At 67.2% G+C, this 22,863-nt stretch carries 22 protein-coding genes and 1 rRNA gene; all 23 read left to right on the plus strand.

Annotated elements, in window-relative coordinates:
- The first annotated feature begins 22 nt into the window (after window positions 1-22).
- On the plus strand, window positions 23-1,444 hold the full coding sequence (lysA, locus tag AB0I35_RS10115) for a diaminopimelate decarboxylase (protein ID WP_357395442.1): 1,422 nt from the start codon (window positions 23-25) through the stop codon (window positions 1,442-1,444).
- The gene (locus AB0I35_RS10120) at window positions 1,441-2,775 is read left to right on the plus strand and encodes a homoserine dehydrogenase (protein WP_067641542.1); all 1,335 of its coding nucleotides are present in this window, start codon (window positions 1,441-1,443) and stop codon (window positions 2,773-2,775) included. Before lysA ends, AB0I35_RS10120 begins: the two co-directional genes overlap by 4 nt.
- Entirely contained in the window at window positions 2,772-3,866 is a 1,095-nt protein-coding gene (gene thrC, locus AB0I35_RS10125; protein WP_357395443.1) for a threonine synthase, read from the plus strand. The genes AB0I35_RS10120 and thrC overlap by 4 nt, the downstream gene beginning before the upstream one ends.
- Before the next feature lie 25 nt (window positions 3,867-3,891).
- On the plus strand, window positions 3,892-4,815 hold the full coding sequence (gene thrB, locus AB0I35_RS10130; protein WP_357395477.1) for a homoserine kinase: 924 nt from the start codon (window positions 3,892-3,894) through the stop codon (window positions 4,813-4,815).
- Between the two features lie 264 nt (window positions 4,816-5,079).
- Complete coding sequence (gene rho / locus AB0I35_RS10135) at window positions 5,080-7,173, plus strand: transcription termination factor Rho (protein ID WP_357395444.1); 2,094 nt, start codon at window positions 5,080-5,082, stop codon at window positions 7,171-7,173.
- Between the two features lie 209 nt (window positions 7,174-7,382).
- On the plus strand, window positions 7,383-7,616 hold the full coding sequence (gene rpmE / locus AB0I35_RS10140) for a 50S ribosomal protein L31 (protein WP_067490466.1): 234 nt from the start codon (window positions 7,383-7,385) through the stop codon (window positions 7,614-7,616).
- 95 nt (window positions 7,617-7,711) lie between these two features.
- Window positions 7,712-8,782: a peptide chain release factor 1 gene (gene prfA, locus AB0I35_RS10145; protein WP_067490463.1), complete on the plus strand. Its 1,071-nt coding sequence runs from the start codon at window positions 7,712-7,714 to the stop codon at window positions 8,780-8,782.
- A 59-nt stretch (window positions 8,783-8,841) separates the two neighbouring features.
- The gene (gene prmC / locus AB0I35_RS10150) at window positions 8,842-9,744 is read left to right on the plus strand and encodes a peptide chain release factor N(5)-glutamine methyltransferase (RefSeq protein WP_357395445.1); all 903 of its coding nucleotides are present in this window, start codon (window positions 8,842-8,844) and stop codon (window positions 9,742-9,744) included.
- 169 nt (window positions 9,745-9,913) lie between these two features.
- The gene (locus tag AB0I35_RS10155) at window positions 9,914-10,579 is read left to right on the plus strand and encodes an L-threonylcarbamoyladenylate synthase (RefSeq protein WP_357146763.1); all 666 of its coding nucleotides are present in this window, start codon (window positions 9,914-9,916) and stop codon (window positions 10,577-10,579) included.
- Window positions 10,580-10,592: 13 nt separating this feature from the next.
- Window positions 10,593-11,723, plus strand: coding sequence for an MraY family glycosyltransferase (locus AB0I35_RS10160; RefSeq protein ID WP_067981444.1), 1,131 nt, complete (start codon window positions 10,593-10,595; stop codon window positions 11,721-11,723).
- Between the two features lie 19 nt (window positions 11,724-11,742).
- Window positions 11,743-12,210, plus strand: a complete 468-nt coding sequence (locus AB0I35_RS10165; RefSeq protein ID WP_357395446.1) for a hypothetical protein — start codon at window positions 11,743-11,745, stop codon at window positions 12,208-12,210.
- A gap of 285 nt (window positions 12,211-12,495) precedes the next feature.
- Complete coding sequence (atpB, locus tag AB0I35_RS10170; protein ID WP_067490454.1) at window positions 12,496-13,350, plus strand: F0F1 ATP synthase subunit A; 855 nt, start codon at window positions 12,496-12,498, stop codon at window positions 13,348-13,350.
- A gap of 82 nt (window positions 13,351-13,432) precedes the next feature.
- Window positions 13,433-13,681 (plus strand): ATP synthase F0 subunit C, encoded by a 249-nt coding sequence (locus tag AB0I35_RS10175; RefSeq protein WP_067490449.1) that lies wholly within the window; start codon window positions 13,433-13,435, stop codon window positions 13,679-13,681.
- Between the two features lie 5 nt (window positions 13,682-13,686).
- Window positions 13,687-14,244, plus strand: coding sequence for a F0F1 ATP synthase subunit B (locus tag AB0I35_RS10180; RefSeq protein ID WP_067490448.1), 558 nt, complete (start codon window positions 13,687-13,689; stop codon window positions 14,242-14,244).
- Window positions 14,245-14,341: 97 nt separating this feature from the next.
- Window positions 14,342-15,154 carry a F0F1 ATP synthase subunit delta gene (locus tag AB0I35_RS10185; RefSeq protein ID WP_067490446.1) on the plus strand — a complete coding sequence of 271 codons (813 nt, stop codon included), beginning with the start codon at window positions 14,342-14,344 and terminating at the stop codon, window positions 15,152-15,154.
- Between the two features lie 67 nt (window positions 15,155-15,221).
- Entirely contained in the window at window positions 15,222-16,862 is a 1,641-nt protein-coding gene (atpA, locus tag AB0I35_RS10190; protein ID WP_067490443.1) for a F0F1 ATP synthase subunit alpha, read from the plus strand.
- Window positions 16,863-16,921: 59 nt separating this feature from the next.
- A complete protein-coding gene (locus tag AB0I35_RS10195) occupies window positions 16,922-17,890 on the plus strand; it encodes a F0F1 ATP synthase subunit gamma (RefSeq protein WP_357395447.1) in 969 nt (322 codons plus the stop codon).
- 24 nt (window positions 17,891-17,914) lie between these two features.
- Entirely contained in the window at window positions 17,915-19,363 is a 1,449-nt protein-coding gene (gene atpD, locus AB0I35_RS10200) for a F0F1 ATP synthase subunit beta (protein WP_357395449.1), read from the plus strand.
- Between the two features lie 6 nt (window positions 19,364-19,369).
- The gene (locus AB0I35_RS10205) at window positions 19,370-19,762 is read left to right on the plus strand and encodes a F0F1 ATP synthase subunit epsilon (RefSeq protein WP_067490434.1); all 393 of its coding nucleotides are present in this window, start codon (window positions 19,370-19,372) and stop codon (window positions 19,760-19,762) included.
- Window positions 19,763-19,938: 176 nt separating this feature from the next.
- Window positions 19,939-20,361, plus strand: a complete 423-nt coding sequence (locus AB0I35_RS10210; RefSeq protein WP_067490432.1) for a DUF2550 domain-containing protein — start codon at window positions 19,939-19,941, stop codon at window positions 20,359-20,361.
- A 1-nt stretch (window position 20,362) separates the two neighbouring features.
- Window positions 20,363-20,959: a cob(I)yrinic acid a,c-diamide adenosyltransferase gene (locus tag AB0I35_RS10215; RefSeq protein ID WP_357395450.1), complete on the plus strand. Its 597-nt coding sequence runs from the start codon at window positions 20,363-20,365 to the stop codon at window positions 20,957-20,959.
- A 96-nt stretch (window positions 20,960-21,055) separates the two neighbouring features.
- Window positions 21,056-22,336 carry a UDP-N-acetylglucosamine 1-carboxyvinyltransferase gene (gene murA, locus AB0I35_RS10220; protein WP_067490426.1) on the plus strand — a complete coding sequence of 427 codons (1,281 nt, stop codon included), beginning with the start codon at window positions 21,056-21,058 and terminating at the stop codon, window positions 22,334-22,336.
- Between the two features lie 438 nt (window positions 22,337-22,774).
- Window positions 22,775-22,863 (plus strand): 16S ribosomal RNA (locus AB0I35_RS10225); the annotation flags it as partial.

A 22,863-nucleotide genomic window follows, 5' to 3' on the forward strand; every position in this document is an offset into this window, starting at 1 on the left:
GACTTTCCAGGAAGGACGCACCATGAGCGCACACCCCGCCGGGCCTCGGCACGCCGAGATCCCGCACGCCCCGACGCTCGGCGAGCGGCCGACCGATCCGCGCGAGATGATCGACCTGCCCGAACACGTGTGGCCGCGCAACGCCGCGCGCGGTGACGACGGCGTGGTGCGATTGGCAGGCATCCCCGTCACCGAGCTGGCCGAGCAGTACGGCACTCCGCTGTTCGTGATCGACGAGGACGACTTCCGCTCGCGCTGCCGCGACATGGTCGCCGCGTTCGGCACGGCCGCGCGCGTGCACTACGCGTCGAAGGCGTTCCTGTGCGGTGAGATCGCCCGCTGGATCCGCGACGAGGGCCTTTCTCTCGACGTGTGCTCCGGTGGCGAGCTGGCCATCGCGCTCAACGCGGGCTTCCCCGCGCAGCGAATCGCCCTGCACGGCAACAACAAGTCCGTCCCCGAGCTGGAAGCCGCCGTCGCGGCGGGCGTCGGACACGTGGTCGTGGACTCGCTCTACGAAATCGAACGCCTGGAAGCCGTCGCCGGTGCCGCGGGTGTGGTGCAGGACGTGCTGGTCCGCGTGACCGTCGGCGTCGAAGCGCACACCCACGAGTACATCTCCACCGCCCACGAAGACCAGAAGTTCGGCTTCTCGATCGCAGGCGGCGACGCGATGGAAGCCCTGGCGCGCGTCTTCGAGGCCGACAACCTGCGCCTGGTCGGCCTGCACAGCCACATCGGTTCGCAGATCTTCGAGCTCGACGGCTTCGAGATCGCCGCCCGCCGCATGCTCGGCCTGCTGCGCGAGGCGATCGACAAGTTCGGTGTGGAACGCACCGCCCAGATCTCCACCCTCGACCTGGGCGGTGGCCTCGGCATCGCCTACCTGCCCAGCGACAACCCGCCCGAGCTCGACGAGTTCGCCGCCAAGCTGCGCGACCTGGTCGCCGCCGAGGCCACCCGCGCGGGGCTACCCGAGCCGATCATCGCGGTCGAGCCGGGCCGCGCGATCGCCGGACCGGGCACCGTCACCCTCTACGAGGTCGGCACCATCAAGGACGTCGAGCTCGACGGTGGCGCGCGGCGCCGGTATGTCAGCGTCGACGGCGGGATGAGCGACAATATCCGCCCCGCGCTCTACCAGGCCGATTACGATTGCCGTCTGGTCTCGCGGAGCTCCGACGCGCACGCCGTGGTCGCGCGCGTGGTCGGAAAGCATTGCGAGAGCGGCGATATCGTCATCCGCGACACGTGGATGCCCGCCGACGCCGGACCGGGCGACCTGGTCGCGGTCGCGGCGACGGGGGCGTACTGCTATTCGATGTCGAGTCGCTACAACCTGCTCACCCGGCCCGCCGTGGTCGCGGTGCGCGACGGGGAGTCGCGACTGATTCTGCGCCGGGAAACGGTGGCGGACCTGCTCAGCCTGGAGGTAGAAGGATGAACGGCACCAACGACGCGGGGCGCCCGCTCGGCGTAGCCGTGCTCGGCATGGGCACCGTCGGCACCGAGGTGGTGCGCGTGCTGCGCGATCACGCCGACGACCTGCGCTCGCGCGTCGGCGCGCCGCTGGTGCTGCGCGGTGTCGCCGTGCGCGACCTGTCCAAGGACCGCGGGCTGCCCGCCGAGCTGCTCACCACCGACGCCGAGGCGCTGCTGGCCCGCGACGATGTGGACCTGGTGGTCGAGGTCATGGGCGGTATCGACCCGGCTCGCAAGCTCATCGGCGACGCCCTCGCCGCGGGCAAGTCCGTGGTCACCGCCAACAAGGCGCTGCTGGCCGACTACACCGGCGAGCTGGCCGCCGCCGCCGAGAGCAGCCGCGCCGACCTGTACTTCGAGGCCGCGGTCGCCGGTGCGATCCCGGTGGTGCGTCCGCTGATCCAGTCGCTCTCGGGCGACCGGGTGAACAAGGTCGTCGGCATCGTGAACGGTACGACCAACTTCATCCTCTCCGCGATGGACGAGACCGGCGCCGCCTACGACGACGTGCTCGCCGAGGCCACCGACCTGGGTTACGCCGAGGCCGACCCCACCGCCGACGTGGAGGGCTACGACGCCGCCGCCAAGGCCGCGATCCTGGCTTCGCTGGCGTTCCACACCCGTGTCACCGCCGCCGATGTGTACCGCGAGGGCATCTCCAAGATCACCGCCGAAGACCTCGAGACCGCCTCGGCCGTCGGCTGCACGGTGAAGCTGCTCGCCATCTGCGAGCGCGTTCCCGGCGAGCCGAGCGCGGCCGAAGGCGGCAAGGATCGTGTCTCCGTGCGCGTGTACCCGGCGCTCATCCCGCGCAAGCACCCCCTCGCATCGGTCAACGGCGCGTTCAACGCCGTGGTCGTGGAGGCCGACAACGCCGGTCGCCTGATGTTCTACGGGCAGGGCGCGGGCGGCGCGCCGACCGCCTCGGCCGTGCTCGGCGACCTGGTGATGGCCGCGCGCAACAAGTTCTACGGTGGTCGCGCACCCGGCGAATCGGTTTATGCTGAGCTGCCGATCGCGCCGATCGGTGACACCCCCACCCGCTACCACGTGAACCTGCAGGTGGAGGACCGTCCCGGCGTGCTCGCCGCGGTCGCCGACACCTTCGCCCAGCACGGAGTGAGCATCTCCACCGTGCGTCAGCAGGGTCACGGCGATGGCGCCCGGCTCGTGGTCGTCACCCACCATGCGGTGGAGTCGTCGCTGGCCGATACTGTCGCGGTATTGGCGGAGATGGATTCCGTCACCGCTGTGACCAGCGTTCTCAGACTGGAAGGCACAGAAGAATCATGAGCTCCACTGGCATCGCCCCGCAGAGCGGCGTGCACTCGCGCTGGCCCGGCCTGATCGCGGCTTACCGTGACCGCTTGGCCGGTGCGGCCGATTGGGAGCCGGTGACCCTGTTCGAGGGCGGTACTCCGCTGGTCCCCGCCACGCACCTGTCCGAACTCACCGGGTGCGAGGTGTACCTGAAGGTCGAGGGTGCCAACCCCACGGGTTCGTTCAAGGACCGTGGCATGACCATGGCCATGACCGACGCCAAGTACCGAGGTCAGAAGGCCGTGCTGTGCGCGTCGACCGGCAACACCTCGGCCTCGGCCGCCGCCTACGCCACCCGCGCGGGCATGGAATGCGCCGTGCTGATCCCGCAGGGCAAGATCGCGATGGGCAAGCTGGCCCAGGCCGTGATGCTGGGCGCCAAGATCATCCAGGTCGAGGGCAACTTCGACGATTGCCTCGAGCTGGCCCGCAAGGTGACCGCCGAATTCCCGCAGGTCGGACTGGTGAACTCGGTGAACCCGGCCCGCATCGAAGGGCAGAAGACCGCTTCCTTCGAAATCTGCGATGTGCTCGGCAAGGCGCCCGACGTGCATGTGCTGCCCGTCGGTAACGCGGGCAACATCACCGCCTACTGGCGCGGATACCGCGAATACCACGCCGACGGCATCACCTCGGTGCTGCCGCGCATGCTCGGTGTGCAGGCCGCGGGTGCCGCGCCGCTGGTCAACGGTGCGCCGGTGAAGGACCCCGAAACCGTCGCCACCGCGATCCGCATCGGCGCACCGGCCTCGTGGAACGGTGCGATGGAGGCCAAGGAGCAGTCCGGTGGTGCCTTCCGGGCCGCCACCGACGAGGAGATCCTCGCCGCCTACCGTCTCGTCGCCGCGACCGAGGGCGTGTTCGTCGAGCCCGCGTCGGCCGCGAGCGTGGCCGGTCTGCTCGCCGCGCGCAAGGAGGGCTGGCTGGATTCGGGCCTGACCGTCGTGTGCACCGTCACCGGCAACGGCCTCAAGGACCCCGACAACGCGCTGGCCGGAATGCCCGAGGTCAAGCCGATCGCGGTGGATCCGGTCGCCATCGCCCGCGAACTCGAGCTGGCCTGAGTTGACCGCACGTGAGCCGACGCTGATGACAGCGACCCTGCCCGCCGGTCTCGAAGTGACCGTGCGCGTTCCGGCCTCCACCGCCAATCTCGGACCCGGATTCGATTGTCTCGGAATGGCATTGGGCATCTACGACGAAATCGTCGTGCGCACCACCGAATCCGGTCTCGCGATCCGGGTCGAGGGTGAGGGCGCCGACGACGTGCCGTGGGGCCCAACCCATCTGGTCGTCCGCGCCATCGAGCGCGGCCTGGAATCCCTCGGCGTCTGGGCCGACGGCCTCGATGTCGTGTGCCGCAACGTCATTCCGCATTCACGCGGTCTCGGTTCCAGTGCGTCGGCCGTGGTCGGTGGCCTGGCCGCCGGTGCCGGGCTGGCCGCGAAGTTCGACCAGGCACTTCGCCTCGACGGTGACCGGCTGGTGCAGCTGGCCTCGGAGTTCGAGGGCCATCCCGACAACGCCGCCGCCAGCGTGCTCGGCGGTGTCGTCGTCTCGTGGACCGAGACCGACGCCGAGGCCCGCGCCTACCGGGCTGTGCGCCTGGATCCCGCGCGGGCGCTGCGTCCGGTGGTGCTGATTCCGCAGGAGCGTTCGTCCACGGCGCACACGCGCGGGCTGCTGCCCGAGCAGGTGCCCCACGGCGATGCCGCGTTCAACGTGAGCCGGGCGGCCCTGGCCGTCGTCGCGTTGACCGAGCGTCCCGACCTGCTGATGCCCGCGACCGCCGACCGATTGCACCAGACCCAGCGTGCCCCCGCGCTACCGCTCACCACCGCCTGGATCGAGCGGCTACGTGACGCCGGAATCGCCGCGACGGTCTCGGGTGCGGGCCCGACCATCCTCGCGCTCGCGACCACGGAATTCCCCGCTGACCTGCGTGAACTGGCCGAGAAGGACGGTTTGCGCGTGGTCGAGCCAGGTATCGCCGACGGGGTGTCGGTCGACTGACGGCGTGCCTGCCTTGCCGTTGTTCGTGATAGGCGGCTATTCTGGGGTGGTCCGTACATCGTGCGCATCAGACGCCGGTGCTTCATCAGGGCAATCGCTCCCCTTACCACTTTCTTCTGGTGGCGAAGCCTCCGGTCCGGCGGGGCGGGTAGTACGGCACACGCGTCCTGTGGGACGCATAATCCGAGCTCGGCATATGTTGCCGGGTCTGCGGAACGAACCCTCGACTCAGCACACGGCATTCGAGGGAAGGAAAGGATTTCCGTGACAGAAACGGACCTGCTCGCGACACCCGGGGTGGATACCGACCCGACGAATTCGGGCGGCCGCGAAAGTGAATCCGGACAGATTTCGAAAATGAGCGAACACACCGACGTCGCACGATCGGGGCTGACTGGAATGCTGTTGCCGCAGTTGCGTGCGCTCGCTGGGGAACTCGGTATCCGAGGCACCTCCGGTATGCGCAAGGGCGATCTCATCGCCGCAATCAAAGAAAACCAGGCCGGAGCGCCTGCCAAGGGTGCCAAGCCTGCCGAAGCCGCCGCCGTGACGGCCGACGCGCCTGCCGCCGCCGAGGCCCCCGCCAAGCGGGAGCGCCCGGCCAAGGCCGAGAAGCCCGCCGCCGAATCCAAGGCGGCAGAGGCGAAGACGGCCGAGGTGAAGCCGGTCGAGACCAAGGCCGCCGAGACCAAGCAGGCCGAGACCGAGACCGCTGCGACCAAGCCGGTCGAAGCCAAGACCGAAGCCCCCGCCGAGGCGGGCGAGGAGTCCGGTCGCGAGAGCGGTCAGCGTGGCCGTGGCAGGCAGCGTCGCGGTCGTGATCAGGCCCGTTCCGGTGGCGGCGAGAACGCCCCCGCCGAGAATCGCACCGAAACTCGCGCCGAGGAGCCCAAGCAGGCCGAGGGCGGCGAGCAGGGCGAGCGGCGTCGCGAGCGCAATGACCGCAATGCCGGTGGCGAGCGCAATGCCGGTGGCGAGCGTAATCAGAACGACCGCAACCAGAACGAGCGCGGCGAGCGCAACCAGAACCAGAACGGCAACGCGGGCGGCAATCGTGGCCCGCGCGACGACCGTGATCGTGGTGGCGACGACGAGGAAGGCGGCCGCGGTCGCCGGGGCCGTCGCTTCCGTGAGCGTCGTCGCGGACGTGACCGCGACGGTGGCACGAGCTCCGGTGGCGGCGAGGCCCGCGACTTCGAGATCCGCGAGGACGACGTCCTGCAGCCCGTCGCGGGCATCCTCGACGTGCTCGACAACTACGCCTTCGTGCGGACCTCCGGCTACCTGGCCGGGCCCAACGACGTGTACGTGTCGATGAACCTGGTCCGCAAGAACGGTCTGCGCCGCGGTGACGCCATCACCGGTGCGGTCCGCGCGCCGCGCGATGGCGAGCAGAGCAACCAGCGGCAGAAGTTCGACCCGCTGGTGCGCCTGGACACCGTCAACGGTGGCGAGGTGGAGGCGGCCAGGCGTCGTCCCGACTTCCAGAAGCTCACCCCGCTGTACCCGAACCAGCGACTGCGCCTCGAGACCACGCCCAACAAGCTGAGCACCCGCGTGATCGACCTGATCATGCCGATCGGCAAGGGCCAGCGCGCGCTGATCGTCTCCCCGCCCAAGGCCGGTAAGACGACCGTGGTGCAGGACATCGCGAACGCGATCGCGACCAACAACCCCGAGTGCTACCTCATGGTCGTGCTGGTCGACGAGCGACCCGAAGAGGTCACCGATATGCAGCGTTCGGTGAAGGGTGAGGTCATCGCCTCCACCTTCGACCGTCCGCCGGCCGACCACACCTCCGTCGCCGAGCTCGCCATCGAGCGGGCCAAGCGACTGGTGGAGATGGGCAAAGACGTTGTGGTGCTGCTCGACTCGATCACCCGATTGGGCCGTGCGTACAACAACTCCTCGCCTGCCTCGGGTCGCATCCTCTCCGGTGGTGTCGACTCGACCGCGCTGTACCCGCCCAAGCGGTTCCTCGGCGCGGCGCGCAACATCGAGAACGGCGGCTCGCTCACGATCATCGCCACGGCGCTGGTCGAGACCGGTTCCACCGGCGACACGGTGATCTTCGAGGAGTTCAAGGGCACGGGCAACGCCGAGCTCAAGCTCGACCGCAAGATCGCCGAGCGCCGGGTGTTCCCCGCCGTCGACGTGAACCTGTCGAGCACCCGCAAGGACGAACTGCTGATGTCCCCGGACGAGGCCGCGGTGCTGCACAAGCTGCGCCGGGTGCTCTCGGGCCTGGATTCACATCAGGCGATCGACCTGCTCATCGACCGGTTGAAGAAGTCGAAGAACAACCTCGAGTTCCTGATGTCGGTCTCCAAGACCGCACCGGGCGCACTCGACGAGTGACCCAGGCGAAAGGGCTCCGCTTCGGCGGGGCCCTTTCGGTTTGCCGGGAACATCCGAAGGGTAGGGGGTGTTCTCATGAGGGCGGCCGGGTCTGGCATACTGGACCGCTGTGTGTCTGCGAGTTCGCAGACATCCCGCCTAGTCGGTTCCGGTTCACGTACTCCACCCCATGGGGCTACGACCCGGCGACCATTATCGAGAGGACGCCCATGAAGGCAGGAATCCACCCCACGTATGTCGACACCACCGTCGTGTGTGGTTGCGGCAACACCTTCCAGACTCGCTCCACCAAGGAGTCCGGCCAGATCACGGTCGAGGTCTGCTCGCAGTGCCACCCGTTCTACACGGGCAAGCAGAAGATCCTCGACACCGGCGGCCGCGTGGCTCGCTTCGAGGCTCGCTACGGCAAGCGCGCAGGCAAGAAGGCCGACGCCGAAAGCTAGTTGCCTCCCCCGACGCCCGGTTCTGCTTCTGCAGGCCGGGCGTCGGTGGTTTCTCTACCCGAGCCGTCGCCCCGCACATCACAAAGGAATCCTCCGTGACGCAACCGTCCGCCATCGACGACATTCTGGCCGAGTACCAGGGCCTGGAGACGCAGCTGGCCGATCCGTCGCTGCACAACGACGCGGGCGCGGCACGCCGGGTGGGCAAGCGGTTCGCGGAGCTGGCGCCGGTGATGAGCACCTACCGCAAGCTCGAAGCGGTGCGCGACGACCTCGAGGCCGCCCGTGAACTGGCCGCCGACGACGCCACCTTCGCCGCCGAGGTGCCCGGGCTGGAAGCCCAACTGGCCGAACTCGAGCAAGCCCTCGCCGATCTGCTCGCCCCGCGCGACCCGCACGACGGCGACGACGTGGTGCTCGAGGTGAAGTCCGGCGAGGGTGGCGAGGAGTCGGCACTGTTCGCCGCCGACTTGGCGCGCATGTACATCCGCTACGCCGAACGGCACGGCTGGAAGGTGGAGACGCTCGACGTCACCTATTCCGACCTGGGCGGATACAAGGACGCGACGCTGTCGATCAAGAGCAAGGACGCCGCGCGCGACGGTGTGTGGTCGCGCTTCAAGTTCGAGGGCGGCGTGCACCGCGTGCAGCGCGTGCCGGTGACCGAGTCGCAGGGCCGCATCCATACCTCGGCCGCGGGCGTGCTGATCTATCCGGAGCCCGACGAGGTCGAGCAGGTGCAGATCGACGAGACCGACCTGCGCATCGACGTGTACCGGTCCTCCGGCAAGGGCGGTCAGGGCGTGAACACCACCGACTCCGCCGTCCGCATCACCCATCTGCCCTCGGGCATCGTGGTGACCTGCCAGAACGAGCGCTCGCAGCTGCAGAACAAGGCCCGTGCCATGCAGGTCCTCGCCGCGCGATTGCAGGCGCTGGCCGAAGAGCAGGCCGAGCAGGAGGCGGCGGCCGGTCGCGCCAGCCAGATCCGCACCGTCGACCGCTCCGAGCGCATCCGCACCTACAACTTCCCCGAGAACCGGATCGCCGATCACCGCATCGGGTTCAAGGCGCACAACCTCGACGCCGTCCTCGACGGTGATATGGACGCCCTGCTCGACGCGCTCGGCAAAGCCGACCGCGAGGCCCGGATGGCTGCCGAGTAAGGGCGTGAACGACCCACGCCGCACGGCCTACGCGGTCTCGCCCACCTTCGGAGGTCGTGGTGACAGTGCCGGATGAGACCGTGACCGCGCGGATCCCGTTGCGGCCTTTGATCGTCACGGCCGCCGCGCGCCTCCAAGCGGCCGGCGTCGGCTCGCCGATGTTCGATGCCGAGAACCTCGCCGCGCACGCGCTGGGCGTGGAGCGGATGCGCCTTGCGTTGATCCCGATGGTCGACACCGACACCGCCGCGCGCATCGAGGCGCTGATCGAGCAGCGCGCGGCGCGGATCCCGTTGCAGCACTTGACCGGAACCGCGCCCCTCGGTGCCGTCGACCTCGCCGTCGGACCCGGCGTGTTCGTGCCGCGCCCGGAAACCGAGCTGCTGCTCGCCTGGGCGCTCGGCTTCCTCGAGACACAGCCGCTCGCGCACGCACCGATCGTCGTCGATTTGTGCACCGGCTCCGGCGCGCTGGCCCTGGCCATCGCGCACGCCCGCCCGGACGCCGACGTGCACGCCGTCGAGCTCGATCCCGACGCGTTGCGCTGGGCCCGCCGCAACGCCGACACGCGCATCGCCGCGGGCGACACCCCCATCACCCTGTACTCCGGTGACGTCACCGACCCGTTCGTGGTCGAACACCTCACCGCCCGCGCCGACCTGGTCGTCGCCAACCCGCCCTACATCCCCCAGGACGCGGTCCTCGACCCCGAGGTCGCCGACCACGACCCCCACCGCGCCCTCTTCGGCGGTCCCGACGGTCTGGACGTCATCCGGGGCATGGTGCCGACGATCGCCCGCCTCCTGCGCCCCGGCGGCGCCACCGCCGTCGAACACGACGACGCCAATGGCGGGGGAGTAGCGGCGCTGCTGTCGGCCGCCGACCTCACCGATGTCGCCGAACACACGGACCTGTCCGAAAAGCCCCGCTTCGTCACGGCCCACCGGCCCTTGCACGGCTGAACCGTCGGAGACGGGAGCGCGGCGATTCGGTCGCCGCTCTCCCGGGCAATCATGTGGCTAACCGCCTGATGTGCCCCCAAAAGTCCCTCGGGTCCGGCCCCTCACACCGGGGGCTACACTCTTGCCCGCAGCTAAAGACCGGGAAAGTACGCGGAGGAGGCGGACAGCTTTGAGTACTGTCTACGACTGTGCCGATGAGGCGTCTCGAGACGCCGGGATCACCGCGGCCACCAGTGCGCTGAAGTCGGGTCGCCTCGTCGTGATGCCCACCGACACCCTCTACGGCATCGCCGCCGACGCGTTCGATTCGTCCGCCGTCGCCGACCTGCTGGCCGCCAAGCGACGCGGTCGCGATATGCCGGTTCCGGTGCTCGTCGGCTCATGGCACACCATCGACGGACTCGTGTTCTCGGTGCGCCCGCAGGCACGTGACCTGATCCGTGCGTTCTGGCCCGGTGCGCTGAGTCTCGTTGTGCAGGCGGCACCTTCGCTGGCCTGGGATCTCGGTGACACACGCGGCACGGTGATGCTGCGGATGCCGCTGCACCCGGTGGCGCTGGAACTGCTGCGCGCGGTCGGGCCGCTCGCGGTGTCGAGTGCCAATGTGTCGGGTCAGCCGCCCGCCACCACCGTCGAACAGGCTCGGGAACAACTCGGTTCGCTGGCGAGCGTGTACCTCGACGGCGGCCCGGCCGAGCACGCCGTCGCCTCCACGATCGTCGACCTCACCGCGGACCAACCTCGGGTGTTGCGGGAGGGTGCGGTGCCGGTGGCCGATATCGCCGAGGTGCTCGGAATGGCACCCGAGGCCCTGACCAGCTCCACCAACCGGTGATCGTCCGCCTGCGATGAGCTCAGTCGTTCCCCTGCGTGAGCTCCTGCTCGTGCTGCTCGTCTCGGCAACGGTGACCTTCCTGGCCACCGGCGGTGTCCGGGTACTCGCCATCGGTTTCGGCGCCGTGGCGATTCCGCGTGAACGCGATGTGCACGTCAAACCGATTCCGCGGATGGGCGGCGTCGGTATGTATGTCGGGGTCGTGGCCGCGATCTTGTTCGCACATCAATTGCCCGCGCTGCGCCGTGGCTTCGATTACGCGCCCGATATTCCCGCCGTGCTGGTCGCCGCGACGATCATCGTGCTGGTCGGCATCGTCGACGACCGCTGGGGTCTTGACGCACTCACCAAATTCGCCGGGCAGGTCACCGCCGCAGGCGTGATGGCCGTGATGGGCCTGAGCTGGTACGTGATCTACGACCCGTTCAACGATTCGACGGTCGTGCTCGACGCCCTGCAGGGTGGCCTGGTGACCGTCGGTATCACGGTCACCCTCGTCAACGCGATGAACTTCGTCGACGGATTGGACGGCCTGGCCGCCGGTCTCGGTTTGATCTGCGCGGTGGCTGTTTTCGCGTTCTCCGTGGGTTTGCTCTACGACCAGGGCGGCTCGGTCGACACCTATCCGCCCGCTTTGCTGGCCGCCGCGCTGGCCGGCGCGTGCCTCGGATTTCTGCCGCACAATTTCTCCCCGGCCCGAATCTTCATGGGCGATACCGGGTCGATGATGATCGGTTTGATGCTGGCAGCAGTTTCCACCGGTGCCTCGGGCCGAATTCCGCTGCAGGGCTATGGCCCGCGCGACATTGTGGGTTTGCTCTCGCCGCTGCTGCTGGTCGGCGCGGTGATGTTCATTCCGGTGCTCGATCTGTTGCTGGCCATCGTGCGCCGTGTGCGCGCGGGCGTGAGTTTTTCCACACCGGACAAAATGCATCTGCATCACCGATTGCTGCAGATCGGGCATTCCCAGCGCCGCGTGGTGTTGCTCATCTATTTATGGGTCGGCGTGCTCGCCTTCGGCGCGGTGGGAACTTCGCTGATGGACCGGCGGCTCGTGGTGCTGCTGGTGGCGGGCGGATTGGTGTTCGCGCTGGTGGTGACGGTGATCCCCTCGATGCGCCGCACGGAGTCGGCCCAGCATTGACTTCGGCCCGCAAGGTAAAGTGCGGGCCGTGAGCTTTACACCCGAAACCGTGCCAGGCCCCGACGCCCCGCTGCGCGCCGCGCTGCGCTACGGCCTGATCGGCCTCGGCGTGCTCGTGGTCGCGTCGGTGGTGATCGCCTCCCTCCTCGCCGGGGTGCCCGGTCTGTGGGGCGCGCTGCTCGGCGCCGCGATCGGTGGCGGATTCATCCTCACCACCGTGGTGTCGGTGCTGCTGGGCGCCAAGCTGCCGCCCACGATGGCGGGCATGGTCATGCTGGTCAGCTGGGTCGCCAAGTTGCTGGTGGTACTGATCGTCGTCGGTGTGCTCAACCAGTTCGACTTCTACAGCAGGCCCGCGCTGTTCTTCACCGTGGTAGGAGCCCTGCTGATCGTGCTCGGCGCCGAAACCTATGGCGTTGTGCGACACAAGGTCCCGTACGTCACGACACGCGCGGGAGACAGCGAAACGGCTTCCGAGCAGGAATAATCCCACCCAGCTACGCACTGTCGTAGATAGCTTGGTAAAGTGTTGGTAAGCAAGCACCCAAGCTAGGGGCGCGGTCCGGGGATTCGGGCTATGCCTCGGGTTACCAAGGGGGGATCACCGAGATCCCACCCGGGGCCGCTATGCTTACTGCCGATCCGGGTGGAATGTGCCCGGTTGAAGCATGTCGACGATGTCGCCGACGCCCGTACAGAAGCTAATACGGTTTCGCCGTAACAGCGACTGTCGAATTTCGAGCCGACCATAGTCGACCCCCATTGATCGTCAATGTCCGATCGAACCGCGGGAATGACAGTCGTACCCGCGGCCCGAACACGGGAGAGAACGCTGAGCGTCATCACTTTGGCGGCGGGCGAGTTCCACGCGCCATCGCTGTCCGACTTCTTCCCTCCAGCGGTGCTGTTCGAGGGTACGCCGTTCGAACTCGATCGCCTGATGCTGGTCCGGCTGTTGATGACCGCCGTTCTGGTGGCCGTCTTCGTGCTGGCTTTCCGCTCGCCGAAGATCGTGCCGCGCGGCCTGCAGAATGTGATGGAAGCCGGTGTGGTTTTCGTCAAGGAGCAGATCGCCGACGAGGTACTCGGCAAAGAATCCGGCAAGAAGTTCCTCCCGCTGCTCGCGACGATCTTCTTCACGGTTCTCTTTCTGAACTTCTCCGGTGTGATTCCCGGGTTGAACATCTCGTCGAACGCGCGCATCGGCATGCCGCTGGTCCTCGCCGCGATCGTCTACATCGTCTACAACTACGTGGGCATCAGGAAGTACGGGTTCTTCTCCTACATCCGCCACAGCATCGTCGTCCCCGACGTGCCGATCGCGCTGCACGTGCTGCTGATTCCGATCGAGTTCATCTCGACCTTCATCCTGCGCCCGTTCACGCTGACCGTCCGTCTCATGGCCAACATGCTGGCCGGCCACATCATGCTGGTGCTGTTCTTCAGCGCCACCTGGTTCTTCCTGTTCGACGCGACCGCGTGGATGAAGGTCTTCTCGCCCTTCTCGCTGCTGGCTGCCATCGGCTTCACTCTGTTCGAGCTGCTGGTCATCTTCCTGCAGGCCTACGTCTTCGCGCTGCTGGCCGCCGTGTACATCGGGCAGTCGCAGCACGCCGCCGACCACTGACCCGACCCGAACCACCTACATACCGCCAAACCTGCTGCACACGCCGACCGGCGGGTGAGCAACAGAAAGGGAAAGAAGACTCATGAGCCTCGCTTACCTGGCCCAGGAAGCCGCGAACACCGAAAGCTCCTTCAAGGGCTTCGGAGCCATCGGCTACGGCCTCGCTGCGATCGGCCCCGGCATCGGCGTCGGCATCGTCGTCGGTAAGGCCATCGAGGGCATCGCGCGTCAGCCCGAGCTGTCCGGCCAGATCCGCACCACCATGTTCCTCGGTATCGCGTTCACCGAAGCCCTGGCGCTGATCGGCCTCGTCGCCGGCTTCATCTTCTGATTCCGATGCGCGAAATCATGATGCTCGCCGCCGAAGGGGGAGAGGATGTGAATCCTCTCGTCCCCGCAACGTACGACATCGTCTGGTCGATCGTCTGTGTCATCGTCATCGGTCTGTTGTTCTGGAAGTACGTGATCCCACGTGTGACCAAGACCCTCGAAGAGCGCACGGACAAGATCGAAGGCGGTATCGCCAGGGCCGAAGCAGCCCAGGCCGAGGCACAGCAGACGCTGCAGCAGTACCAGCAGCAGCTGGCCGACGCCCGGCTCGAGGCCGCACGTATCCGTGAGGATGCGCGCACCCAGGGGCAGCAGATCCTCGCGCAGATGCGCCAGGACGCCCAGGCCGAAAGCGACCGCATCGTCGCCGCCGGTCACTCCCAGCTGGAAGCCCAGCGCCAGCAGATCCTGACGGAGCTGCGTTCCGAGGTCGGCCGTACGGCCGTCGAGCTGGCCGAGAAGATCATCGGTCAGTCGGTTTCGGACGAAGCCAAGCAGGCGGCGTCGATCGACAAGTTCCTCAAGGAACTCGACGACACCGACGCCATCGGGGTCGGAAGGTAGCCATGCCTGAGCGGGTCAACGGCCGTAGGCGGGAGCGCAGCGTAACCACGCAGGCCGTCCCGTCCAGGCAGGAAGGGATACAGCGAAAGTGAGAAGCATGTACGCAGCGAGCCGCGAGGCCAGTGCCCGGTCTCGCGAGGCGCTTCGGGCCGCGTTGACCGGAAGCGAAACTGTTGCGGCCACAACGGGGTCGGAACTGTTCGCCGTTGTCGCCGTGCTGGACGACCAGCGTTCGCTGCGTGTGGCGCTCGCGGACGCCTCGGTGCCGGGTTCGGCGCGCGCTGAACTCAGCGAGCGGATCTTCGGCGGCAAGGTCAGCGCTGCCACGCAGGCAGTGCTGACCACCGCCGTGGCGCAGAACTGGTCCCGCACCCGCGACCTGGTCGACACCCTGGAGCTGCTCGGGCAGGAGGCTCTGCTCGAGTCCGCCGCCGACGGCGGCCGGCTCGACGCGGTGGAAGACGAGCTGTTCCGGCTCGGCCGGATCATCGCCGACAACCCGCAGCTGGAGCAGGCACTGTCCGATCACGGCAAACCCGCCTCGGCGCGGCGTGAGCTGATCGAGCGGCTGCTCAACGGTAAGGCCGAGCCGGTCACCGTCGCGCTGGCCGAGCAGGCCGTCGTCCGGCTGCGGACCAACAACATCGGCGTCGCCTTCGACGCCCTGTCCGATCTGGCGGCGGCCCGTCGTGACCAGATCGTCGCCCATGTGCACGCCGCGGTCACGCTGACCGATCAGCAGAAGGAGAAGCTGGCGGCTTCCCTGCAGCGGATCTACGGCAAGGCGGTCACCGTGCACGTGCAGGTCGACCCGACGCTGCTGAGCGGCGTCGTCGTGCGCGTCGGAGACGACGTCATCGACGGCAGCGCCACCGGCCGACTGGAGAAGCTGCGCCGCGCGATGTCCTGAAAAGGCAACGCGCAGAGCAAACTTCCCAACCCCCGACATTCGAGACCACAGCGAGAGCAGGAACAACATGGCGGAGCTGACGATCTCCTCCGACGAGATCCGTAGCGCGATCGAGAGCTACACCCAGAGCTACACCCCGGAAACCTCCATCGAAGAAGTCGGCCTCGTGACCGACACCGGCGACGGCATCGCGCACGTCAGCGGTCTGCCGTCGGCGATGGCCAACGAGCTGCTCGAGTTCCCGGGCGGCGTCCTCGGCGTCGCGCTGAACCTCGAGGACACCGAGATCGGTGCCGTCATCCTCGGCGAGTACGCCTCGCTCGAGGAGGGCCAGCAGGTCCGCCGCACCGGCGACGTGCTGTCGGTTCCCGTCGGTGACAAGTTCCTCGGTCGCGTCGTCAACCCCCTCGGTCAGGCCATCGACGGCCTGGGCGAGATCGAAGCCGACGACCGCCGCGTGCTCGAGCTGCAGGCCGCGACCGTGCTGGAGCGCCAGCCGGTCGAGGAGCCGCTGGCCACCGGTATCACCGCGATCGACGCGCTGACCGCCATCGGCCGCGGCCAGCGTCAGCTGATCATCGGCGACCGTAAGACCGGCAAGACCGCCGTCGCCGTCGACGCGATCCTGAACCAGAAGGCGAACTGGGAGTCGGGCGACCCCAGCAAGCAGGTTCGCTGCATCTACGTCGCGATCGGCCAGAAGGGCTCCACCATCGCGGGCGTCAAGACCGCGCTCGAGGAGCACGGCGCGATGGAGTACACCACCATCGTCGCCGCTCCCGCGTCGGACTCCGCCGGCTTCAAGTGGCTGGCCCCCTACACCGGTTCGGCCATCGGCCAGCACTGGATGTACCAGGGCAAGCACGTCCTCATCGTGTTCGACGACCTGACCAAGCAGGCGGAGGCCTACCGCGCCATCTCGCTGCTGCTGCGTCGTCCGCCGGGCCGCGAGGCGTACCCCGGTGACGTCTTCTACCTGCACTCCCGTCTGCTGGAGCGTTGCGCGAAGCTGTCCGACGAGATGGGCGGCGGCTCGATGACCGGTCTGCCGATCATCGAGACCAAGGCCAACGACGTCTCGGCGTTCATCCCGACCAACGTCATCTCCATCACCGACGGCCAGGTCTTCCTCGAGTCCGACCTGTTCAACAAGGGTGTCCGCCCGGCGATCAACGTCGGTACCTCGGTCTCCCGTGTCGGTGGCGCCGCCCAGACCAAGGCCATGAAGAAGGTCGCCGGTTCGCTGCGTCTGGAAATGGCCCAGTACCGCGAGCTCGAGGCGTTCTCCGCCTTCGCCTCGGACCTCGATGCCGCCTCGCTGGCCCAGCTCGAGCGTGGTGCCCGCTGGGTGGAGCTGCTCAAGCAGAACCAGTACTCCCCGGTCGCCGTCGAGGATCAGGTCGTCTCGATCTACCTGGTCGACGCCGGCTACTACGACTCGGTTCCGGTCGCCGACGTGCGCCGCTTCACCGCCGAGCTGCTCGAGCACCTGCACAGCGCGACCCAGTCGTCCTTCGACGCGCTCGAGGGTGGCCGCAAGCCGCTCGACGGCGAGGCCGCCGAGGCGATCAAGTCCGAGACCGACAAGTTCAAGCAGGGCTTCCTTGCTTCGGACGGCAGCCGCGTCGTGAACGAGGCCGCCGCGGGCGATCTGGACCACGAAGAGGTCGAGTCGCTGTCGGTCACCCGCAAGCACGTCGACAAGTAAGCCGGGTCAGCACTGATGTCGGCAACTATCGATACGGCGAATGAAGGGAGTGAATCGTAGTGGCAAGTTTGCGCGAATTGCGCTCCCGCATTCGTGGTGTGAATTCGATCAAGAAGATCACCAAGGCTCAGGAACTGATCGCGACCTCGCGAATTTCCAAGGCCCAGGCCCGGGTCGCGGCCGCGAAGCCGTATGCCGAGGAGATCACCAAGGTCCTCGGTGAGCTGGCCAGCGCCTCGAAGAACCTGTCGCACCCGCTGCTGACCGAGCGTGCCAACGCCCGGCGGGCCGCTGTCCTGGTGATCACCAGTGACAGCGGTATGTGTGGTGGCTACAACTCCAACGTGCTCAAGCGCGCCGAGGAGCTCATGACCACCCTGCGTGGCGAGGGCAAGGAACCGGTGCTGTACGTGATGGGCAACAAGGGCCTCACGTACTACAAGTTCCGCAACCGCCCCTACCAGGCGTCGTGGACCGGTTTCTCGCAGCAGCCGAAGTACACCGATGCGTCGGCCGCCTGCCGGCACCTGGTCGAGGCCTTCATGGCCGGGTCCGACGGCGAGGTCGACTCGCTGAGCGGCGGGACCATGGCGGGTGTCGACGAGCTGCACATCGTGTACACCAAGTTCGTCTCGATGCTGACCCAGACCCCGGAGGTGCGCCGCCTGGCGCCGATCCAGGTCAGCTTCGTCGACGAGAACTACGAGCTCGGCGACGACATCATGTCGGACTCGCCGAACGTCGTCGTCTCGGCGCAGTACGAGTTCGAGCCGGACGCCGATGTGCTGCTTGGGGCTCTGCTGCCCAAGTACGTCAACACGCGAATCTACGCATCGTTGCTCGAGGCAGCGGCATCCGAGTCCGCGGCTCGGCGCACCGCAATGAAGGCGGCGACCGACAACGCCAACGAGCTGGCCAGTGTGCTCCAGCGCGAGGCGAACTCGGTGCGTCAGGCCCAGATCACGCAGGAAATCAGCGAAATCGTCGGCGGCGTGAACGCGCTGGCGTCGAGCTCGGACCGCGACTAGAAGCGCAGGAAGAGAACCAATCTAATGACCGCAGCTGTCACTTTGGACAACGCGAAGAAGGCGGGCGAAACCGCCGGCCGCGTCGTCCGTGTCATCGGCCCCGTCGTGGACGTCGAGTTCCCGCGTGGCGCCATTCCCGAGCTGTTCAACGCTCTGAACACCGACATCAAGCTCGCGTCGGTGGCCAAGACCCTGACCCTCGAGGTCGCCCAGCACCTCGGCGACAACATCGTGCGCACCATCTCGATGCAGCCGACCGACGGCCTGGTCCGTGGCGCGAGCGTCACCGACTCGGGCAAGCCGATCTCGGTGCCCGTCGGCGACATCGTCAAGGGCCACGTGTTCAACGCCCTCGGCGACTGCCTCGACTCGCCCGGCCTCGGCCGCGACGGCGAGCAGTGGGGCATCCACCGCAAGCCCCCGAGCTTCGATCAGCTCGAGGGTAAGACCGAGATGCTCGAGACCGGTGTGAAGGTCATCGACCTGCTCACCCCGTACGTCAAGGGCGGCAAGATCGGTCTGTTCGGTGGTGCCGGTGTCGGCAAGACCGTTCTGATCCAGGAGATGATCACCCGTATCGCTCGCGAGTTCTCCGGCACCTCGGTGTTCGCGGGCGTCGGTGAGCGTACCCGTGAGGGCACCGACCTCCACCTGGAAATGGAAGAGATGGGCGTCCTCCAGGACACCGCCCTCGTCTTCGGCCAGATGGACGAGCCGCCGGGCACGCGTATGCGCGTGGCCCTGTCCGCGCTGACCATGGCGGAGTACTTCCGCGATGTCCAGCACCAGGACGTGCTGCTCTTCATCGACAACATCTTCCGTTTCACCCAGGCCGGTTCCGAGGTCTCGACCCTGCTGGGTCGTATGCCCTCGGCCGTGGGTTACCAGCCGACGCTGGCGGACGAGATGGGTGAGCTCCAGGAGCGCATCACCTCGACCCGTGGTCGCTCGATCACCTCGCTGCAGGCGATCTACGTCCCCGCCGACGACTACACCGACCCGGCGCCGGCGACCACCTTCGCCCACCTCGATGCGACGACCGAGCTTTCGCGCCCGATCTCGCAGAAGGGCATCTACCCGGCCGTCGACCCGCTGACCTCGACCTCTCGTATCCTCGAGGCTTCGATCGTCGGCGAGCGCCACTTCCGGGTCGCCAACGAGGTCAAGCGGATCCTGCAGAAGTACAAGGAGCTGCAGGACATCATCGCCATCCTCGGTATGGACGAGCTCTCCGAAGAGGACAAGGTCCTCGTCGGCCGCGCCCGTCGTCTGGAGAAGTTCCTCGGCCAGAACTTCATCGTGGCCGAGAAGTTCACCGGTCAGCCGGGTTCGGTCGTGCCGCTGGAGCAGACCATCGACGACTTCGACCGGGTCTGCAAGGGCGAGTTCGACCACTTCCCGGAGCAGGCGTTCAACTCCTGCGGTGGACTCGACGACGTCGAGGCCGCTGCGAAGAAGATCGCCGGAAAGTAGTCCACGATGGCAGAGTCCACTTCCAGGACGATGACGGTCGATCTCGTGGCTGTCGAACGTAAGCTCTGGTCCGGCCAGGCCTCGTTCGTCAGCGCGCAGACCACCGAGGGCCAGATCGGCATCATGGCGGGCCATGAGCCGCTGCTCGGTCAGCTCGTCGAGGGCGGCACGGTGACCATCGTGCCGACCGAGGGCGAGCGGATCGTCGCCGCGGTGCACGGCGGCTTCTTCTCGGTGACCGCCGATACCGTTCGCGTGCTGGCCGAGTCGGCCGATCTCGCGGGCGAGGTCGATGTCGACGCGGCACGCAAGGTGCTCGCCGACGCGGATGCCGACGAGGCGCAGCTGCGCGCGGCGCAGGGGCAGGTCCGGGCCGTCGAGGCGACCACGGCGTCCTGATCGCTGCACAATACGAACATTGCCGGCGGTGAACTCCGAGAGTTCACCGCCGGCAGTGTTATATCCGGGGAACGGTGGATCCGGGCGGAACCGTTTCGGGCGGCCGTGATTGAATATGACAGGGGTGTCCACGGCACCCGAGTGGAGCGAAAGGGCGTACGGCATTGCAAACCGGGATGGTTCTCCTGATCATTCTGGTGCTGACGCTCGTGTTCATCGCAGGCGCTTCCACCTATCGCCTGGTCATGCTGCGACGTGGGGGGACGGCCGCGCTGCTCCGGGTACTGCCCGCGCGCGGCGGCCAGGGCTGGCGGCACGGCCTCATCCGCTACGACGAGGACCGGCTCGTCTTCTTCAAGCTCACCAGCCTCAAATTCGGCCCGGACAGCACGATTCACCGTCAGGGTCTCGAAATCGTCGAACGCAGGCACCCGCAAGGCGACGAGTTCGACATCATGACCGACGACATCGTCGTGGTAGCCGTCACCGACCCGCACGCCAGCTTCGAATTGGCGCTCGACCGCGGATCGATGGCGGCTTTTTTGTCGTGGATGGAGTCGCGGCCGTCGGACCGTGCCAAGCGAAAGGGCCCGATCTGAGATGCCGGACGACTCGCAGCCACGATCTTCGGTCCACCTCACCCGGATCTACACCCGAACCGGTGACGACGGAACAACGGGCCTGAGCGATTTCTCCCGGGTCGCCAAGACCGACGCGCGCCTGGTCGCCTACGCCGATTGCGACGAGGCCAATGCGGCGCTCGGTGTCGCGGTTGCCCTCGGTACGCCGACGCCCGAGATCCTGTCGGTGCTGCGCCAGATCCAGAACGACCTTTTCGACGCGGGCGCGGATCTGTCCACCCCGATCGTGGCCGACCCGAAGTACCCGCCGCTGCGCATCACGCAGTCCTATATCGACCGGCTCGAGGCGTGGTGCGACGAGTTCAACGAGTCTCTCGCGCCGCTGAATTCGTTCATCCTGCCCGGCGGCACACCGTTGGCCGCGCTGTTGCACACCGCGCGTACGGTTGCCCGCCGCGCCGAACGATCGGCCTGGGCCGCGGTCGCCGCGTACCCCGACGACACGAGCGTGCTGCCCGCGAAATACCTCAATCGCCTGTCGGACCTGCTGTTCATCCTCAGCCGCTACACCAATCCCGAGGGTGACGTGCTGTGGCAACCGGGCGGCGGACGCTAGCGCGAAAGCGGCTCGGCGGTCACGAGTTCCGGCCCGATCGAGCCGGTTTGGCGACAGGGGGGCGTGTCGTGGCGCATCGGTCGATAAGCTGGCGGGGTGAGCGAACGGTTTCTGGTCTCCGGCGGTAATCAGCTCGTCGGCGAGGTCGCGGTCGGCGGCGCGAAGAACAGCGTGCTGAAGCTGATGGCCGCGTCGTTGCTGGCCGAAGGCACAACCACCATCACCAACTGCCCCGACATCCTCGATGTCCCGCTGATGGCGGAGGTGCTGCGCGGCCTCGGCTGTGATGTGACGATCTCCGACGACGAGAGCGGTGACCGATCGGTCGTGACGATCGTGACCCCCGCGGAGCCCAAGTACCACGCGGACTTCCCGGCGGTCACCCAGTTCCGCGCCTCGGTGTGTGTGCTGGGTCCGCTGATGGCCCGCTGTAAGCGCGCGGTCGTTGCCCTGCCCGGTGGCGACGCGATCGGTTCGCGCCCGCTCGACATGCACCAGGCCGGTCTGCGTCTGCTCGGCGCGACCAGCGAGATCGAGCACGGATGCGTGGTCGCCAAGGCCGAGGAGCTGCAGGGCGCGCGGATCCGGCTCGACTTCCCGTCGGTGGGCGCCACCGAGAACATCCTGATGGCGGCGGTGCTCGCCGAGGGCGAGACGGTCATCGACAACGCCGCACGCGAGCCCGACATCGTCGACCTGTGCACCATGCTCACGCAGATGGGTGCGCGGATCGACGGTGCCGGTTCCTCGGTGCTCACCGTGCAGGGCGTCAAGAGCCTCCGTCCCACTACGCACCGGGTGATCGGTGACCGCATCGTCGCCGCCACCTGGGGGATCGCGGCCGCGATGACCACCGGCGATGTGCGCGTCACCGGCGTGAACCCGAAGCACCTGGCGCTGGTGCTGGACAAGCTGCGTTCCGCCGGTGCGCGAATCTCTTACGAGCCCAATGGTTTCCGTGTGGTGCAGCCGGAGCGTCCGCGTGCGGTGAACTTCGCGACGCTTCCGTTCCCGGGTTTCCCCACCGACCTGCAGCCGATGGCCATCGGTCTGGCCGCCATCGCCGACGGCACCTCGATGATCACCGAGAACGTCTTCGAGGCCCGTTTCCGTTTCGTGGAGGAGATGATCCGCCTCGGCGCCGACGCCCGCACCGACGGTCACCACGCTGTGGTCCGCGGCATCCCGCGCCTGTCCAGCGCCCCGGTGTGGTCTTCCGACATCCGTGCCGGAGCCGGCCTGGTGCTGGCCGGTCTGGTCGCCGACGGCGTCACCGAAGTACACGACGTGTTCCACATCGACCGCGGTTACCCCAAGTTCGTCGAGCAGATGCAAGCCCTCGGAGGACAGGTCGAGCGCGTCGGTACGCCGAAATAGCCTGCTGACCAGCCGATTTGACTTCGTGTTTGGCGGCACGTAACTTAGTTCGAGTCAGAGCGACACGGACACCGACTCAGCCCCGCTGAGACACGAGGTAGGACGCTGAGCGCCTGACTGATTGCGTGTTCAGGGCTTGACCGGATTTGCGTCCGGTGGGTCGCTTGGACTACAGTACGAACCCTTGCCGCACCGAAACCTCGACTGATCGTCGGGTCGGAAGTGTGTGCGTGTGTTCTTTGAGAACTCAATAGTGTGTCGATGAATGTCAGTGCCAATATTTTTATTGGTTCCAGCCTTCGCGTACCCCCCGGTCGTGGAAGGTTGGACATTTTGAACAACAGCGAATCTTTTTTGCTGGTGTTCGCTTTGCTAGATTTTTCGGACTCTAGTTAGATATTTCTGATTACACCCCTTTGGGGGTGTGGTTGAGAGTCTTCAACGGAGAGTTTGATTCTGGCTCAGGACGAACGCTAGCGGCGTGCTTAACACATGCAAGTCGAGCGGTAAGGCCCTTCGGGGTACAC

This window comes from Nocardia sp. NPDC050378 (assembly GCF_040655675.1).
Taxonomy (GTDB): domain Bacteria; phylum Actinomycetota; class Actinomycetes; order Mycobacteriales; family Mycobacteriaceae; genus Nocardia; species Nocardia coubleae.